This is a genomic window from Nostoc sp. MG11, from assembly GCF_014904695.1.
In the GTDB taxonomy this organism is placed as follows: Bacteria; Cyanobacteriota; Cyanobacteriia; order Cyanobacteriales; family Nostocaceae; genus Komarekiella.
Map to the genome: position 1 here is coordinate 86,704 of NZ_JACXXN010000010.1, position 16,287 is coordinate 102,990.

A 16,287-nucleotide genomic window follows, 5' to 3' on the forward strand; every position below is an offset into this window, starting at 1 on the left:
AGGACATTTAGGTTCTTAACTCTTTATCTTCTGGCTGCTTTAGTTATGGACTGGTAGCCTTAATTGTTTGTTATGCAAGTATTTTCTGATACTTACTTAACAAACTAAGAAAATTAGATCAGACTGAGGAGAACAGCAGTAAAATTATTGCTGCTAATACTAATTTTGCTTTCCAAACATAGAGAGCGGCGATTATAAATAAAGCCGTTCTTAGATGAATAAATACACCCATCCTAAAGGAGCCAGGAGTCAGAGTATAAATGTATTCTGATCGTACCTTGCAAGAATATATCGCAAGCAATTGAGAGCAGTTATATTATTGAAAATAAAGAACTACCATTTTATTTTTTAATCATCAAGGGTTAACATTAATTCGCCCACAACACACTAGTTTGCCTGGGATCAGCGTTAGTTCTTGAATATCCACATCTGAGCCGAGATCCAGATTGTACACATGACTACCCTCTAAGAGTGGTTCCTGATTGTGCTTTATTGGGATGTGTGTTAGTTGCAACTCATGACCATTGAGTAATTGTAAACCCACACAAATCTCCAGAGGTGTCGTTTTACTATTGGTGACTTGGATGCCGCGCAGTATAATTTGCTTATTCTCAAGGAGAATTTTTTGCCAATTAATTGGTTGAAATTCTGAGAAATATTCTGGTAATAATTTAACCAGTACATCATTGAAAGCAGTAGATAGTAGGTCAGATGAGATAGAAGCATTAAGAGCCTTCTCGTCTATGGTTAATTCGCCAACTACCGATACTGTTTCTAACAGGCGTAGTGGCTGTCCTTTAAGTACTGAGCCAATGTTTACCCGAATATTTTCTGCGACTATTTGTATTTGCGTAACAAGAAGACCTTGATAAACTGCATGAGTAGCAAAAATAGATACCGAAGGAATGCGTCCAGAAAGAATTTGGCGATCGCTTGCTCTAATCTCTACTTCCAGTTGAGATACTTGACTGACTTGGGTTCTCAACCAAAGTTTGAGTGCTGTTGTCAACACTTGCGTAATTACCCGGATCTTATTTGCGTTGATTGATGGGAAATTTTGATCAGGCATCTAACTACTCTATTTATAACTATTTGCTAAAAAATCGAGAGAACTTAAACAAACCCTAAATGTAACATTTATGTCTACTTGTTACAAAATGCAAATATCATGTAATTGTTAACAGAAAAATCAGCAATTTCCACATGGAGGCACGGTTACAAAAAATTCTTGCTCAGTGGGGTATTGCCTCACGTCGTGAAGCCGAAGAAATGATTCGGCAGTCGCGTGTGCAAATAAATGGGGTATTAGCACATTTAGGTCAAAAAGTTGATCCCCAAAAAGATGCGATCGCGGTTGATGGTAAGCCTGTCTTTGAAAAACAGCGTCCGGCTTTAATATATTTGTTGCTGCATAAACCAGCTGGCGTGGTTTCGACTTGCGACGACCCGCAGGGAAGGACGACAGTCCTGGATCTACTACCAAAAGAATTACGCGAAGGGTCAGGTATTCACCCAGTGGGGCGGCTAGATGCAGATTCCACAGGAGCCTTAATACTCACAAATGACGGAGATCTGACATTTCGGCTAACTCATCCACGTCACAGTATTTCTAAGACATATCGTGTTTTGGTAAAAGGACATCCCCCAAAAGCAGTACTGCAAATGTGGCGTCAGGGTGTGGTATTGGAGGGAAGAAAAACACGACCAGCCAAGGTACACCTGATAGAAAGTTTGGCTGATCAAAGCTTGTTAGAAATTGTTTTGCAGGAGGGAAGAAATCGCCAGATTCGCCGTATCGCCCAACAGTTGGGATACCCAGTTATCAAGCTGCATCGGACTGCCATAGGCCCAATTCAATTACAAAACCCGAAGGAACCCTTTTTAAACGAGGGTGACTATCGCTCCCTAAAAAATGATGAGATTCGCTTTTTGCAAGAGCAGGTAAAGCAACCTATTAAAGATTCAGCTGAGTTAAGGAGTGTAAAAAAGCATGAAATGGCTAAGAAAGAAGAAGAATAATGATCAGGCAGTACTTTCGTTAGAGCAGCAACGATCTGAAAAGTTGGCAGAAATGGGCGCTCAACTTTGGGCATCGCGTCAAGAACAGGGTTTATCTCTAGAAGAAGTAGTTATATTAACAAAGATTCCCCGGCGGTTATTGCAGGCGATCGAAGAAGGTAATTTAAACGATTTGCCAGAACCAGTCTATATTCAAGGTTTTATCAGGCAATTTGCCGACGCATTGGGTTTTAACGGAACAGAATTTGCTAGTACTTTTCCCATCAGTTCTCAACCAGTTAACTCCCAACCTATTGGGAAAACTTCACCCCTCGCTCAATTACGTCCTATTCATCTTTACTTTCTTTACATATTCCTAATTTTATGTACTGTAAACGGCTTATCTCAGTTATTGAATAATGCCGCGCTACAAGCAAATAATAGTCAAAACGAGCCAGATTCAGAAAAACAGTACGTTGTCAAACCAGAGCTAACACAACCAAAACAATCAGTAGAAGCCCAACCTGTTAGTGATACTCTCAGCAGCATCCAACAGGTGCAACCAGTACAGATTGGTGTCACCTTGAAAGCGTCATCTTGGATTCGTGTCGTAGCTGATGGCAAAACCGAGTTTGAAGGTACTCTCCCAGAGGGAACTCGCCGCACATGGAAAGCGCGAGAGCAACTGACGGTGAAAACTGATAATGCTGGTGGTGTTTTAATGAGCGTTAATCAGCAGAAAGCCAAGGAAATGGGAGAGCCAGGGAAAGTAGAAGAAGTCAAGATTGCTGCTAAGCCCAGGCCTTAGAGAGTGCTGAGTGCGGAATGAGTATTTTTATTAGTACTCAGGACTCAGCACTCATTACTTAAAACTCTTTGGGAGCGCGTCCATTGAGTTTAGTAAGACTTTTCAGTTTTGAGCCTAATTCTTCTGTCAAAGCTGACGCTTGATAGCGCCACTCCCAGTTACCCTCAGCAACACCAGGAAAATTCATCCGCGTTTCGTTTCCTAATCCCAAAACATCTTGCAAAGGAATAATCGCTTGATTCGCTATGGAACTCAAAGCTAGTCGAATTAAATCCCAGTGAACGCCTTCAGGACTGATACAACCTAAATAAAGCAGCAAGTTTTGCTTTTCGGATTCACTAGCTGTATTGAACCAGCCTATTGTTGTGTCATTGTCGTGAGTCCCTGTATAAACTACAGCATTTCGTGGGTAATTGAACGGTAAAAACGGGTTATCGGGATCAGAACCAAAGGCAAACTGCAAAACTTTCATGCCGGGAAATTCATATTTGTCTCTTAGCGCATCCACCTCTGGGGTAATTACTCCCAAATCTTCGGCTAAGACGGGTAGCTTACTCAACTTCTGCTTAATAACTTCAAAAAAAGCTTCTCCAGGCGCTTCTACCCATTCTCCATTGACAGCTGTTTCTTCCCCTTGGGGCACAGACCAAAAAGCTTCAAAGCCACGGAAATGGTCAATGCGGATAATATCTACATAATCCAGCATCGCCTCAAAACGCTGCACCCACCACTTAAAGTCCTGTTTTTGCAATTTCTCCCAGTTATAAACTGGGTTGCCCCACAATTGGCCTGTAGAGCTAAAGTAATCTGGTGGGACTCCTGCCATTTGCGCGGCTTCTCCAGTCTCTTCATCTAAACAAAAGATGTCAGGATGCGCCCACACATCGGCACTATCGTGAGCTACATAGATGGGGATATCACCGATAATATCTATACCACGCATGTTGGCGTAGCTTTTCAGCTCTGACCACTGCCGGAAAAACTCAAATTGAATAAACTTGTAATAAAAAATCTCACCATTGAGCCGACGCTGTACCTGATCTAATGCTTGCGGTTCACGCTTGACAAGTTCTGGTTCCCATGTATACCAGCTTGCATTTTCATTAGCATCTTTCAGTGTCATAAATAAGGCATAATTATCTAGCCAATAGGCTTTGCTGTCGCAAAAACCTGCAAATTCTTTCTGCTGTATGGGCGTAGCATGATTTCTAAAGTTTTCACAAGCTTTTTTGAGTAGTCCAATCTTAATTGGTACAACCTGCTCAAAATCTACCTTTTCCGTTGGAAATGCTGGTAAGTTGGCAAAGTCTTTTTCAGCTAATAAACCCTCTTCTAGCAGTTTCTCCGGGCTTATCATCAGGGGGTTTCCTGCCATTGCCGAGTAGCACATATACGGAGAATTACCGTATCCGGTGGGGCCTAATGGTAAAACTTGCCAATATTGTTGATGGCTATCTTTGAGAAAGTCAATGAAGCGATAGGCTTCTAAGCCTAAATCTCCGATGCCAAATCGACTGGGAAAGGAAGTGGGATGCAGCAAAATACCGCTTGATCTAGGAAAAGGCATATTTAACCTGTAATGATAGGAGAGAGGGATTATTTAAACGACACGCTAAGCGATCGCCCAAGGGGCAGTGGCAAAGCCAATCGCATCGAATTTATCACGGAACAGTATTTGCAGGGTAAATCAAGTAAACTCATCTTGATTGTCATTTGTTGGTGATGACCAATAACCAATGACTAATGACCAATGAGTAATTACTATGACTTACCGAAATCCTGCACCGACAGTTGATATCATCATTGAACTAGTAGATCGACCTCATCGGCCAATAGTGTTAATTGAAAGACATAATCTACCCCTAGGTTGGGCTATACCGGGTGGTTTTGTAGATTATGGGGAACGGGTGGAAGTGGCGGCACAGCGGGAAGCTGAGGAAGAAACGGGTTTGCAGGTGGAATTAGTTGAACAATTACTGGTGTATTCTGACCCCAGTCGTGATCCGCGCAAGCATACAATTAGTATTGTGTTTTTGGCGACGGCGACGGGAGAACCTCAAGCTGGGGATGATGCCAAAAGTGTAGGCATTTTTGAGTCTTGGTGTGTGCCTGAGAATTTATGTTTTGACCATGACAAAATTCTGCGGGATTATTGGCGGTATCGGCATTATGGGATACGTCCGAGGTTGGGGTAGGAGGAACGAACCGCAGAGGCGCAGCGAAAAGTATGTAGCAAGATCCCGCAGGGTGCGCCGGCTACCCTACGGGAACGCCTAAAGGCGAACCGGCGAACATTTAGCGCAGCGTTAGCGACGCAGGAGCGTCACTTTTCAATACAGAGGACGCACAGAAGGAACCAAAGGGCGCGTACTCCTACAGAGAAGCAAGCTACGTGCAGTGTCTCGTAAAGCCTGCGACATAGCTACGCTTAGGCGCAGCCTCTCGTAGAGAAGAGAAGGAAGAAGGGAGAAGATATCTGGAATTCCCCAACATACAGTTTGCGTAAACGTTCTGTAGAAATCGGTTGCTGTTGGGAGGATATCAAAGCCAAGATTCCAACGCTAAAGCTTGCACCTGTTGTATCCTTTGAAAATCGCTATCCCCTGAGACGACGGTGAAGTTATGATGCACAGCAGTTGATCATTGGTGTCAACTTAAGCTCAAACACTCAATTTCCAGTAGTTTCAGATCCTCCAACCCCCTTCAAAAGGGGGCATTCGATTCTAATTCCCCCCTTAAAAAGGGGAGCCAGCGCGGTCTTGGGATCTCCCCAAGTGGAGCGACTGGCGTGGGTTAGGGGGGATCTCAAATCTAGGTGGTACATCGAAAAACTTTGAAATGCTTATCAGACTAAGCTTTCAAGTTAAGTTGACACCAATGAGCAGTTGATGCTATCCACAAGTCGTTATCGCTAAAACCCAAATCTTAAACTGTAAACTTTCTACGCTTTGCTTTGTCTTTGGGGCCAAAATACTCGACAATTTCTCCTTTGAGGCTACCGTAAACATTGGCAACCCCTCCACTAATGGGATAAAGGTCAATAGCTTGCAGAAAAGTTCTGACAAAGCGAAGATTTGCTTCTTGTTGAGAAGACTTTTGCACCATGAAAAGGAGTTTACCTTGCACAATAACGCTAGTTGCAACCCCTAAGCCGATGTGTTCTTGTAACCGACGAATGACGTTTGTTTCTCCAAAAATTATCCGACTACAATGGTTGGTATCTAGGAGGTACATTACTAAAATTCAGCCGGGGAACGGGTTTGGTAAACAAGCTGCAAGCACTCCTCAAAATCATCCCCTTGCCAGGTTCCGGCAAATTTTAGCAAGTCTTCTGCTTTAAAGCCTCTAAGAATTGGTGTTGCTTCCTGTATTTCCGGTTTCGTTTTATGACTGGAAGTATCATCATTTTTTTCCGTTGACAGTTCAAGAGATATTTCCTCGGTTCCTGATTTTGTCTTAAGAAAACGCAAAAAATCTAGCGTTTGGGCTAGTAGAACATCTGAGGACGATTCAATTTCTTGGAGCAGTAGTTCTTTAATATTCATTCTGGTTTATTCATAAATGATGTTTTGCAGCATGTCGTAACAGTATTATACGAGTGAGATCGAGGTGCTGACCTGACAGCATTATGGAATACGTCCGAGGTTGGGATAAGAGGAATGAACCGCCATCGCGCAGCGTCTCGCAGAGAAGACGCCAAGGGCGCAAAGGAAGAGGGGAGAGGGATACCTCTGACACAAAGTTTTTGTGATTATACTGTGTCAGTGGTATTCAAGGGTGCATTATAGATGCTGAGGAACTTTTAAAACAATATGCAAAAGGTCAACGAAAGTTTGATTCAGTAAATCTGAGAGGAGTAGACCTCAAAGGTGCAAATCTGAGTGGCATAGATCTAACAAGTGCAGATTTGACAGGAGCGGATTTAAATAATGCCAACCTGAGTAAGGCATGTCTTAAATGCACAAATCTCACTAGGGCATCTCTGACAAGCGCAAACTTAAGTGGTTTGGTGGAAAGTTCTAGTTTAAATTTGAGTTGGGCAGACCTAGATAATGCCAATTTGAGTGATGCTATGCTAAATTCTGCCAATCTAACGGAAGCTTCTTTGAAAGAAACAAATGTCGTGAGAGCTAACCTTAGTGGTGCAAATTTAAGTGGGGCTAACTTGTTTGAAGCTGATTTGAGTCAAGCAAACCTAACTCATGTGACACTCAAAGGTACTAATTTCCAGGGAGTCAAGATTCGGGGTGTTAATTTATCTCAAAAAGATTTGTCTGGTATGAATATGGCTGAGGCTGATCTAGGTGCAGCAAATCTCAGAGGCATAAATTTCAGAAAAGCTTGTCTAAAAGAGACAAATTTAGAGAGAGCGGATTTACAACAAGCGAATTTAATGAAGGCAAAGCTGAACGGAGCAAATCTTAGAAAAGCCGACTTAACTGGAGCAAATATTTACGGGGCAACCTTTAAAGATGCAGACCTGACTGGTGCGATAATGCCTGATGGAGAGATCTACAAGCCGATCGCCTCTGAGATGGAAATCGGTAAACAGGAAACATCGTTAGAGAAAGTGATATCTATGACTCGTAAAGTAATTCGTACTGATAACGCACCGGCTCCAGTGGGCCCTTATAATCAAGCGATCGCAGCTTCAGGTCAATTTCTATTCATAGCTGGACAAATTGCCATCGATCCCCGCCTTGGTGATGTCGTTTATACTGATGACGTAAAAAAGCAAACTGAGCAGGTAATGGCTAATCTGGAAGCTATCCTGACAGCAGCAGGTGCAACTTTCCAAAATGTGGTAAAAACCACTGTATTTTTAGCTGATATGAATGATTTTGCCGCAGTAAACGCGGTTTATGCCAAATATTTCCCCGAAGATACAGCCCCAGCACGGGCTTGTGTTCAGGTGTCGCGTTTACCTAAAGATGTGTTGGTAGAGATTGACTGTATAGCGGTGATTAGTGATTAGAAAAAACGTATCAATGAGTAAAATCTTAACGGTTACATTTATGCGATCGCTTCTATAACTTTGGGAATACTGAGACTAAGTATCCTAAAGGAGTATTAGAAATGGCAGAAAATCGCATCAGTGTCAACTTAGCCCCAGCAGACAAGCAAGCAGTCATGCAGGCGATCGCTACAATTAGAGAAAAGTTACCGTTCTTGATTGATTTGACAACCCAAGACCGACGCACCATAGTCAAGATGGGAGATAAAAGTCGGGCCTTTGTCAGAAAAGCCTTAGAAGTGGCTACACAGAACCCGGAATTTTTACCCCGTTCTTTTGATTTAGAAGAGATGCGCCGAGATTTGGCGATATATGAGGACTTGTATCCGGTGCTGTTATCTTTGACGCAACTGCAAGAACTGGTGGATGATACCTGTATCGCTGCTGGTAGTGAAGCTTATGCAGCAGCATTGGCAATTTACAACTATGCCAAAGCTAGCGGTGATGTCACAGGTTTAGATGCAGTAATTGATGAAATGGGACGCAGGTTTACCCGCCGTTCCAAGAAAAATAAACCCGAAGCCGCAGCCAGCTAAAGCATAAAATAGATGATAACAGCAGTTATTAATTAAGTACAATACGCGTTCTTTCTGGGGGCATAACATTGTTATGCCCCTTTCGTGTTTTAAATCCTAAGATTCTTGTAACCTGCAGATACAAATTTTGTTTGTGTAGCCGCGACTTCTAGTCGTCAGGGCATTTTTGAGCCTCTGAGCCTGGAAGTTGAGCCTCTGAGCCTGGAAGTTGAGCCTCTAAGCCTGGAAGTTGAGCCTCTAAGCCTGGAAGTTGAGCCTTTGAGGCTGACAGTTGAGCCTTTGAGCCTGACGATTGAGCCTTTGAGCCTGACAGTTGAGCCTTTGAGGCTGACAGTTAAGCCTTTGAGGCTGACGATTGAGCCTTTGAGCCTGACAGTTGAGCCTTTGAGCCTGAAATTAGAAGTTTATCTAGATAAATTATTAAATTTACTGCTGGTTTTCAGAAAAAATCTGATAAAACCTTGTTGAAATATATTAACTCAGTACATCTACCAGCGTCATACAACAGCTATGAGCACTACCTCTGGATTTTCAGTCAGCAAACCTGTTGCATTGTGGAATAGACCCATTAACGCTGACTTTAAGGAACTATTTAAATCACTAGGCAAAGGTGTGATAGATGGAGTCTTGGGTAAGTGGGAAGAGGTAGCCAAAGATGCTGTAGAAGCTACAGCAGCACTAGGTTTAACAGCAGCACCAGAGGAAGTTGCTTGGTTACTAATTTACCGTTCTTTGGTAGAAGCAATAGTGAGTTTGGTAAAAGGAAATCAAGAGTTACTGTTTGAAAAACCAAACGAGAGTGATCTTGAGGAATTGTGCGATCGCCTCAACCATTCCCTAGAAAGTATAGAATTGCGTATTGACCAAGATTTTTTTAGCCGTCCCAAAGATTTGCCCATTCTGGAAGCGATTAAAACTGCTTTTGCCGACTGGTTAAAATACTTTAGCGTCAATCAAGCCCAGGCACAGACAATTAGTCATCGTCTTCCTACCTATTTTGTGTTTGCTTTACATGAAGAGTGGGCAAAACATCCAGAAAAATATGCTTGTTTAAAATCAGAACTGGATACCCCATTTACTCAAGCCAATGAACGGGAACAGTCATGGCAGCGTTATTTAGCTTGGCTACAAAAACAGGTTGAAGAACCGATGCTTTTAGAAGCCTTTGGTTTAAAACAGGTTTATGTTCCTTTACACGCCTACTATAAGCAAAAAGTTGCGGGTGAAAAGTCAGAAGAATTTGAACGCCGGATGAGAGAAGATGAGAAATATCAGCGCGTTGTTCTTGACTTAGAAATTGAACTAGAAACTTGGTTAGAAAAAGGCGATCGCAATGATGCCATTAGAGTGATTAGTGGTGGCCCAGGAAGTGGTAAATCTTCCTTTGCCAAAATCTTTGCAGCTAACCAAGCAGAAAAAGGGAAAATTCCGGCTTTATTTATTCCTTTGCACCATTTTGAACCCTCGGATGACTTAGTTGATGCAGTTGGTAAGTTTGTGCGAGACGATGGCTTTCTCAGACATAATCCGCTAGATAAAGATAAGGCTGATTCCCGCTTACTCATTATCTTCGATGGTTTAGATGAGCTTGCTATGCAGGGCAAAATTGCCACTGAGATTGCTCAACAATTTGTGCGTGAAGTCCAAAGAAAAGTAGAGCGGTTTAATGGGCGTGAAACTTGCTTACAAGTGTTAATCAGTGGACGGGAACTGGTAGTGCAAGCAAATAGTAGCGACTTTCGCCAACCACAGCAAATATTGCATATCTTGCCTTATTTTGTGACTGAAGATGAGAGAAAGAATTACATTGATGATCAAAACTTGTTGCAGCAAGATCAACGTCAGATTTGGTGGCAGAAATACGGCAATGCTAGCGGACAGGAATATGATTGTTTACCAGAAGAGTTAAACCAAGATAACCTTACAGAAATTACTGCCCAACCCTTGCTGAATTACCTGGTAGCATTGAGTTTTGACGAGCAAAAGAAATTTCCTACAGATGGCAACCTGAATGCAATTTATGCAAATTTGCTCACAGCAGTTTATCAGCGCGGTTGGGCTGATTATCAACATCCAGCCATACGTGGAATTGAGGAAAAAGACTTTGTTCGCATCCTGGAAGAAATTGCTTTAGCTTCCTGGCATGGAGATGGACGAACAACAACAGTCAGAGAGATTGAAGCCCATTGTGAACACAGTGGTTTAAAGAGTCTTTTAGAAAAGTTTCAGGAAAATGCAAAATTAGGCGTAACTCGTCTTTTGATTGCCTTTTATTTTCGAGAGAGTGGAGTTAAAGAACAGGAAAAAACTTTTGAATTTACTCACAAAAGTTTTGGTGAATATTTGACAGCAAAACGCATCGTGCGAGAAGTTAGACTTATTCATAAAAAGCTCAAGGATCGCCTGGATGATCCAGATGAAGGATGGGATGAGCGCGAGGCTTTAAAAAGGTGGGCAATTCTCTGCGGTGCATCCCCTATGGATGAATACCTTTTTAACTTTGTTGCAGATGAAATGCCTTTACAAAATCCATCGGATGTTGGTAATTGGCAGCAGACATTATGCCATCTGATTGGTTTTATGTTGCGTCATGGAATGCCGATGGAACGTTTGACTCCCAGACCTGATTTTCAAGAAGAAAATAGACAAGCACGAAATGCAGAAGAAGCATTGTTGGCTGTCTTAAATGCTTGCGCTAGAGTGACAAAGACAGTTTCAAAGATTCAATGGCATACTCCTGAAGCTTTTGGTATCTGGATTTCCCGCTTGCAAGGGCAAAGAATCAATACTTATACTGATGTGTTTTGCTTGAATTGCTTGAGTTTTTTAGATTTACAAGGTCGCACTTTAGTTTTGAAAGACTTTTATAAGGCGAATCTTGAAGAGGCGAATCTTGAACGGGCGATTCTTGAACGGGCGAATCTTGAACGGGCGAATCTTGAACGGGCGAATCTTGTACTGGCGAATCTTGTAGGGGCGTATCTTGTAGGGGCGTATCTTGAACGGGCGAATCTTGAACGGGCGAATCTTGAACGGGCGAATCTTGTAGGGGCGAATCTTGAACGGGCGAATCTTGAACGGGCGAATCTTGAACGGGCGAATCTTGTAGGGGCGAATCTTGAACGGGCGAATCTTGTAGGGGCGAATCTTGAACGGGCGAATCTTGAACGGGCGAATCTTGTAGAGGCGAATCTTGTAGGGGCGAATCTTGAACGGGCGAATCTTGAACGGGCGAATCTTGAACGGGCGAATCTTGTAGAGGCGAATCTTGTAGGGGCGAATCTTGAATGGCCAAGACTTAAACCGGCAAATTTTGAGGGCGAAAATTTAGCAGACTTAAATGAGGGTTCAGCTTCAGACTCCGATGAGTGACTTACAAACATTAAAAATTTGTAGAGTGCATTACATTCTTAATGCATCATTCTGGATACTTTCGATGCGTTCCGCTGCTGCTAACGCACCCTAGCAAACCAGCGCTCAACTCAATTGCATTAAAATATTAAGCGATTTCTCCTTCTCATGACAATGTGTAGGCGTAGGCGTAGCCCGCCGGAGGCATCGCTAGTCAAATCTCTTGATACCCTGAAATAAGAATTAAGAAAAACTGATCCAGTTTTACGGTAAAAACCATGCCAAAACTGACATTGAGCGATGAACAAGTAATTGAATTAGTCAAACAACTACCGCCAGAGAGTAAACGAGTAGTATTATTAGCCCTAGCAAAAGAAGGTGAGCAAGACCGCGATTCTCGTATGGAGTATGCCCAAACTCAATTACGGAGCTTGTGTGCTGAACGTGGTTTAGATTGGGACAGTATGTCAGAAGATGAACGTGAGTCATTTATAGATGACTTGGTGCATGAGGAGAGACACTAGACCTCTTACCAAAGTCATTATTTTCATATTATTCTTTGCGCCTTTGCGCCTTTGCGTGAGAAAAAAATATTTATATTTATGCAAGCGGTGCAGGTATTGCTAGTCAAATCTCTTGATACTCTGAAATAAGAATCTAAAAAAGTTAAAACCACTGAGGATGATTAAAAATGAAACCAGCACACGAAAGAGAACAGTTAATTAAAGATATCAACGTACTGCTACATCAAGCTTATGATAGTACTTTAGATGAAATTCACGCACTTTTAAAAAGAATCGATGATGTAGAAGATGAAGAAGACTTAAAAGCTATTAAAGAAGCTAGAGAAGATATACGCATTAATGGCACTGTGTCTTGGGATGAAATTCAAAACGAGATAAAAAAGGATGTTGCGTGAGTTACGAAGTTAAGTTTTCAAAGAGTGCAAAAAAGCAGTTTAGGAAACTACCTCTAGACGTACAAGAGCGCATACAAACTAAAATCAACGACTTGGCAATAGAACCTCGTCCAAACGGGGTAAAAAAATTACAAGGTGATGATAATTCATATCGTGTTCGAGTAGGAGATTATCGAGTTATTTATGAATTAGATGATGATATTTTGATAGTAACTGTAATTAAAGTAGGACATCGTAGCGAGATTTATAAAGATGAAAGTTAGCACAAGTCCATCAAGCAACTACCGCCAGAGAGTAAACAAATAGTATTATTAGCCCTAGCAAAGGAAGGTGAAGACTCTGCACTGAATTGTTAGGCTGTGGGTAATTGGTCGTAAGATTCCGGTTCAATATCTGGTACTTTCGCTAAAATTGCGTCGTATTTTTCTCGAGTGCCTCGCTTTGCTAACTCCCCTAGATAAATTTCAGTTGTTAGTGCAGCGATTTTCTCCGCAACTGCTGTCGCCACAAACTGATCGATAGAAATGCCGTCTTGTTTGGCAAGTTCCTGCAAACTTTTGTACAAAGAGTCAGGAAGCTGGATGCTGAGATTGCTCATGACAATGCTCCAATAGATTGCAAAAACTCCGCAGGTGTCAATATTTTTATGCCAAATTGCTCAATGCCATTGAAGTCACGAGCATTATATGTCTAAGTCCTAGTACAAGAAATCCAACTATAGCAACCCTGATTAATTCTAAACATTGCGTGACTGTCACTTTTAACGCTCACACCTGGTTTTTCACAGATTAATTAGAACTGCCATATCACAAGATTTTAAATAAATAAAAACAGTAACTTGGGAAAATTACTGTTTTTATGCTGTACATATTTAACTAACGCAACATAGGCAATGTGGAATCTTTATCCAAATCTACCACTGACGTAATCTCGCGTATCTTCCTGCTTAGGATTGTTGAAAATTACTTCTGTCGAGTCGTACTCTACTAAGAAGCCAATACGACCTCCTGTATCTGTAGACCGAACGTTGAAAAAGGCAGTTTTATCAGAAACCCGCGCAGCTTGCTGCATGTTATGGGTGACGATGACAATCGTGTATTGCTCTTTAAGTTCGTGAATTAATTCTTCAACCCGCAAAGTGGATATGGGGTCAAGAGCAGCACAAGGTTCATCCATCAATATAACTTCTGGTTGAACTGCGATCGCGCGAGCAATACATAACCGCTGTTGCTGTCCACCAGATAAAGCTGAGCCACTTTGGCGTAGTTTATCTTTTACTTCATCCCACAAAGCTGCTTGCCGCAGACTCCGTTCTACCAGTTCGTCCATATTGCCTTTGTAGCCGTTGATTTTGGCTCCAAAAGCAATGTTGTCATAAATTGATTTCGGAAATGGGTTTGGTCTTTGAAACACCATTCCAATCCGCCGACGCACCTCTACAGGATCAATTTCGGCTGCATACAAGTTTTTATCATAAAAAAATATCTTACCTTCTGCCCGAAATGAATCAATCAGGTCGTTGAGGCGGTTATAGCATCGTATCAAAGTACTTTTGCCACAACCAGAAGGGCCAATAAAGGCTGTCACCTGATTTTTCGGAATATCTAGCCAAATATTTTGTAAGGCTAAAAACTTGCCGTAGTAAACGTTGAGATTTTCTGTGCGTAAAACGGTCTCAGTGTCATTCACTGTACTGATGTTAGTAGCCATAAAGTAAGTCTAGTATTAGTTGTAGCTATGAAAATTCGCCCTGGGAATGTTATTTAATTAAACTTTTTTGCGAGTTGCCCAACGAGCGATGATACTTGTAATTAGAACCATCAATACTAAGATTAAAGAGGCTGCCCAAGCTAGTGATTGCCAATTTTTAAACGGAGAAATAGCGTATCTGTAAACCAAAACAGCAAGAGAAGCTGTGGGTCGGAATAAGCTATCGGGCCAGAAGTTGGAAAATAGAGCTGTAAATAGTAAGGGTGCGGTTTCTCCTGATGCTCTAGCGATCGCCAACGTTGACCCAGTTACAATTGCAGGTAAGGCTGCTGGCAATACCACTTGGCTCACTGTTTGAAAGTTAGTCGCTCCTAACCCCACAGATGCTTGTCGCAAATCGTCCGATACTAACTGCAAAGCTTCGTCGGTGGTTCGCAAAATAATTGGCAACATTAAAATTGCCAGCGCAAACCCTCCACCTAGAGCTGAATATGAGCCTAAGTTCAGTTTTACTAATGTTAAAACTACAATCCCATAGGCAAATACCCCAGCAATAATTGAGGGAACTCCACTGAGAACGTTAGCTGCAAAACGTATCCATCGGGCTACTTGACCAGAACTAAATTCTGTGATGTAAATCGCCCCTAAAACACCCAAAGGGATGCTAATTAGCGCCCCAATTCCTACCATTAAGAGTGTTCCCAAGATTGCATTACCAAAGCCCCCGCCTTTTTGTAGAGCTTTGGGTGGTAGTTCAACGAACACGCTGGGACTCAGAGTGCTAAAACCTTGAATAATGACGTAAGAAAGCACTGCTAGCAAAGGTATCAGTGCTAACACTCCGCAAGTAAACGCTACTACAGTCATCACTGTGTTAAACAGCGTCCGGGGAGACGTGGCGGAGCGAGTTAGACTACGCTCTGGAAAACTAGAAGTCATAAATTCAACCCAAAACTACGCTACACTCGCTTGACTCGGAGAACGACCAACTCTGCCAGAATATTGACTACCAGGGTCAAGAAAAACAGAACTAAAGCTGCGTACATTAAGGCTGCAACTTGCAAACCACTGGCTTCTGAGAATTGATTCGCCAGTAGAGAAGAGATCGTATTGGCAGGTGCTAAAAGAGAGGGACTAATGTTGTTGGAGTTGCCAATCAACATCGTCACAGCCATTGTTTCGCCCATTGCCCGACCTAGTGCTAGCATCACAGCACTAACTATGCCTGAAAAAGCAGCTGGGACGAGAACCTTTAAAATTGTTTCCCAGCGTGTTGCTCCTAGTCCTACCGCTGCTTGGCGCAAACTCGGAGGTACAGAAATCAAGGCATCACGCGATAAAGCTGTGATGATCGGCAAAGTCATAATTGCTAAGATGATTCCGGCGGGCAACATTCCTGGCCCTGTGGGAGCAGTGCTAAAAATTGGCAACCAACCAAAATAACTATTGAGCCATTTTCCCAAGTCAGTTAATATTGGGATTAAAACGAAAATACCCCACACGCCGTAAACAACACTGGGAATAGCTGCGAGCAGTTCTACCGAAAACACTAGTACCAGCCGCACCTTTGGAGGCAGAAAATTCTCGCTCAGTAAAATAGCGGTGCCAACCCCAATTGGTACAGCTATCAATAGACCAATAAAAGAACTCACAAGAGTTCCATAAATTTGAGGTAGTACCCCGTAATTATCATTAACTGGGTTCCAAGTGCTGTTAGCTAAAAATTCAGCACCATATTTTTGGATAGCTGGCCAAGCTCCAACTGCAACCTGAAATGCAATCCATAATAAGGTACCAGCGATCGCAAACGCGAAAATCCGAGTTAGCCAAATAAAACCCCGATCCAGCGACTTTTCTGCCTCAGAGCGATTTTTAATCGCTGATGAAAGATTTTGAGCGTTTGTAGCCATAACTACCGACTTTAACAATTAAATCAGAGAAAAATATTGGA

The 16,287-nt window shown here is 42.3% G+C and carries 18 protein-coding genes; 10 read left to right on the forward strand and 8 right to left on the reverse strand.

What is annotated here, in order from left to right; translation table 11 throughout:
* Window positions 1–355: 355 nt before the first annotated feature.
* The gene (locus HCR01_RS16440) at window positions 356–1,069 is read right to left on the reverse strand and encodes a DUF2993 domain-containing protein (protein WP_193197212.1); all 714 of its coding nucleotides are present in this window, start codon (window positions 1,067–1,069) and stop codon (window positions 356–358) included.
* Window positions 1,070–1,203: 134 nt separating this feature from the next.
* Here HCR01_RS16440 and HCR01_RS16445 point away from each other — a divergent pair, with 134 nt between their 5' ends.
* On the forward strand, window positions 1,204–2,019 hold the full coding sequence (locus HCR01_RS16445; protein ID WP_193197213.1) for a pseudouridine synthase: 816 nt from the start codon (window positions 1,204–1,206) through the stop codon (window positions 2,017–2,019).
* Window positions 1,991–2,806, forward strand: a complete 816-nt coding sequence (locus tag HCR01_RS16450) for a helix-turn-helix domain-containing protein (protein ID WP_193197214.1) — start codon at window positions 1,991–1,993, stop codon at window positions 2,804–2,806. The genes HCR01_RS16445 and HCR01_RS16450 overlap by 29 nt, the downstream gene beginning before the upstream one ends.
* A gap of 58 nt (window positions 2,807–2,864) precedes the next feature.
* On the opposite strand, the gene malQ is transcribed toward HCR01_RS16450, so the two are convergent.
* Window positions 2,865–4,403 (reverse strand): 4-alpha-glucanotransferase, encoded by a 1,539-nt coding sequence (gene malQ, locus HCR01_RS16455; protein ID WP_320073127.1) that lies wholly within the window; start codon window positions 4,401–4,403, stop codon window positions 2,865–2,867.
* A 166-nt stretch (window positions 4,404–4,569) separates the two neighbouring features.
* On the opposite strand from malQ, the gene HCR01_RS16460 reads away from it, so the two are divergent.
* Window positions 4,570–5,001, forward strand: coding sequence for an NUDIX domain-containing protein (locus HCR01_RS16460; protein ID WP_193197216.1), 432 nt, complete (start codon window positions 4,570–4,572; stop codon window positions 4,999–5,001).
* 730 nt (window positions 5,002–5,731) lie between these two features.
* Here the strand turns inward: HCR01_RS16460 and HCR01_RS16465 are convergent.
* Window positions 5,732–6,040 (reverse strand): type II toxin-antitoxin system VapC family toxin, encoded by a 309-nt coding sequence (locus HCR01_RS16465; protein WP_193197217.1) that lies wholly within the window; start codon window positions 6,038–6,040, stop codon window positions 5,732–5,734.
* Between the two features lie 2 nt (window positions 6,041–6,042).
* On the reverse strand, window positions 6,043–6,351 hold the full coding sequence (locus HCR01_RS16470; RefSeq protein WP_193197218.1) for a hypothetical protein: 309 nt from the start codon (window positions 6,349–6,351) through the stop codon (window positions 6,043–6,045).
* Window positions 6,352–6,590: 239 nt separating this feature from the next.
* On the opposite strand from HCR01_RS16470, the gene HCR01_RS40440 reads away from it, so the two are divergent.
* The 7 genes from HCR01_RS40440 (at window position 6,591) to HCR01_RS16505 (ending at window position 12,889) form a co-directional block, all read left to right on the forward strand.
* Complete coding sequence (locus tag HCR01_RS40440) at window positions 6,591–7,781, forward strand: Rid family detoxifying hydrolase (protein WP_193197321.1); 1,191 nt, start codon at window positions 6,591–6,593, stop codon at window positions 7,779–7,781.
* A gap of 101 nt (window positions 7,782–7,882) precedes the next feature.
* Complete coding sequence (locus HCR01_RS16480) at window positions 7,883–8,356, forward strand: hypothetical protein (RefSeq protein ID WP_193197219.1); 474 nt, start codon at window positions 7,883–7,885, stop codon at window positions 8,354–8,356.
* 258 nt (window positions 8,357–8,614) lie between these two features.
* Window positions 8,615–8,824, forward strand: coding sequence for a hypothetical protein (locus HCR01_RS16485; RefSeq protein ID WP_193197220.1), 210 nt, complete (start codon window positions 8,615–8,617; stop codon window positions 8,822–8,824).
* A gap of 42 nt (window positions 8,825–8,866) precedes the next feature.
* On the forward strand, window positions 8,867–11,728 hold the full coding sequence (locus HCR01_RS16490) for a pentapeptide repeat-containing protein (RefSeq protein ID WP_193197221.1): 2,862 nt from the start codon (window positions 8,867–8,869) through the stop codon (window positions 11,726–11,728).
* Between the two features lie 257 nt (window positions 11,729–11,985).
* Window positions 11,986–12,231 (forward strand): hypothetical protein, encoded by a 246-nt coding sequence (locus HCR01_RS16495; protein WP_193197222.1) that lies wholly within the window; start codon window positions 11,986–11,988, stop codon window positions 12,229–12,231.
* A gap of 167 nt (window positions 12,232–12,398) precedes the next feature.
* Window positions 12,399–12,626: a hypothetical protein gene (locus HCR01_RS16500; protein WP_193197223.1), complete on the forward strand. Its 228-nt coding sequence runs from the start codon at window positions 12,399–12,401 to the stop codon at window positions 12,624–12,626.
* On the forward strand, window positions 12,623–12,889 hold the full coding sequence (locus HCR01_RS16505; RefSeq protein WP_193197224.1) for a type II toxin-antitoxin system RelE family toxin: 267 nt from the start codon (window positions 12,623–12,625) through the stop codon (window positions 12,887–12,889). The genes HCR01_RS16500 and HCR01_RS16505 overlap by 4 nt, the downstream gene beginning before the upstream one ends.
* Before the next feature lie 89 nt (window positions 12,890–12,978).
* Here the strand turns inward: HCR01_RS16505 and HCR01_RS16510 are convergent, their stop codons facing one another.
* From HCR01_RS16510 to pstC, 4 genes are all read right to left on the reverse strand, one after another.
* Window positions 12,979–13,224 carry a ribbon-helix-helix protein, CopG family gene (locus HCR01_RS16510; protein ID WP_193197225.1) on the reverse strand — a complete coding sequence of 82 codons (246 nt, stop codon included), beginning with the start codon at window positions 13,222–13,224 and terminating at the stop codon, window positions 12,979–12,981.
* 305 nt (window positions 13,225–13,529) lie between these two features.
* Entirely contained in the window at window positions 13,530–14,336 is an 807-nt protein-coding gene (pstB, locus tag HCR01_RS16515; RefSeq protein ID WP_193197226.1) for a phosphate ABC transporter ATP-binding protein PstB, read from the reverse strand.
* Between the two features lie 57 nt (window positions 14,337–14,393).
* Window positions 14,394–15,275 (reverse strand): phosphate ABC transporter permease PstA, encoded by an 882-nt coding sequence (gene pstA, locus HCR01_RS16520; RefSeq protein ID WP_193197227.1) that lies wholly within the window; start codon window positions 15,273–15,275, stop codon window positions 14,394–14,396.
* A gap of 20 nt (window positions 15,276–15,295) precedes the next feature.
* Complete coding sequence (gene pstC / locus HCR01_RS16525) at window positions 15,296–16,246, reverse strand: phosphate ABC transporter permease subunit PstC (protein WP_193197228.1); 951 nt, start codon at window positions 16,244–16,246, stop codon at window positions 15,296–15,298.
* Window positions 16,247–16,287 lie beyond the last annotated feature (41 nt).

Bases quoted from the DNA above. Each gene is read 5' to 3' on its own strand.
- HCR01_RS16465 (WP_193197217.1), bottom strand. From the start codon at position 6,040: ATGTACCTCCTAGATACCAACCATTGTAGTCGGATAATTTTTGGAGAA.
- HCR01_RS16500 (WP_193197223.1), top strand. From the start codon at position 12,399: ATGAAACCAGCACACGAAAGAGAACAGTTAATTAAAGATATCAACGTA.
- HCR01_RS16480 (WP_193197219.1), top strand. From the start codon at position 7,883: ATGGCAGAAAATCGCATCAGTGTCAACTTAGCCCCAGCAGACAAGCAA.
- HCR01_RS16490 (WP_193197221.1), top strand. From the start codon at position 8,867: ATGAGCACTACCTCTGGATTTTCAGTCAGCAAACCTGTTGCATTGTGG.
- HCR01_RS16495 (WP_193197222.1), top strand. From the start codon at position 11,986: ATGCCAAAACTGACATTGAGCGATGAACAAGTAATTGAATTAGTCAAA.
- HCR01_RS16460 (WP_193197216.1), top strand. From the start codon at position 4,570: ATGACTTACCGAAATCCTGCACCGACAGTTGATATCATCATTGAACTA.
- pstA (WP_193197227.1), bottom strand. From the start codon at position 15,275: ATGACTTCTAGTTTTCCAGAGCGTAGTCTAACTCGCTCCGCCACGTCT.
- pstC (WP_193197228.1), bottom strand. From the start codon at position 16,246: ATGGCTACAAACGCTCAAAATCTTTCATCAGCGATTAAAAATCGCTCT.
- HCR01_RS16440 (WP_193197212.1), bottom strand. From the start codon at position 1,069: ATGCCTGATCAAAATTTCCCATCAATCAACGCAAATAAGATCCGGGTA.
- HCR01_RS16450 (WP_193197214.1), top strand. From the start codon at position 1,991: ATGAAATGGCTAAGAAAGAAGAAGAATAATGATCAGGCAGTACTTTCG.
- pstB (WP_193197226.1), bottom strand. From the start codon at position 14,336: ATGGCTACTAACATCAGTACAGTGAATGACACTGAGACCGTTTTACGC.
- HCR01_RS16510 (WP_193197225.1), bottom strand. From the start codon at position 13,224: ATGAGCAATCTCAGCATCCAGCTTCCTGACTCTTTGTACAAAAGTTTG.
- HCR01_RS16445 (WP_193197213.1), top strand. From the start codon at position 1,204: ATGGAGGCACGGTTACAAAAAATTCTTGCTCAGTGGGGTATTGCCTCA.
- HCR01_RS16470 (WP_193197218.1), bottom strand. From the start codon at position 6,351: ATGAATATTAAAGAACTACTGCTCCAAGAAATTGAATCGTCCTCAGAT.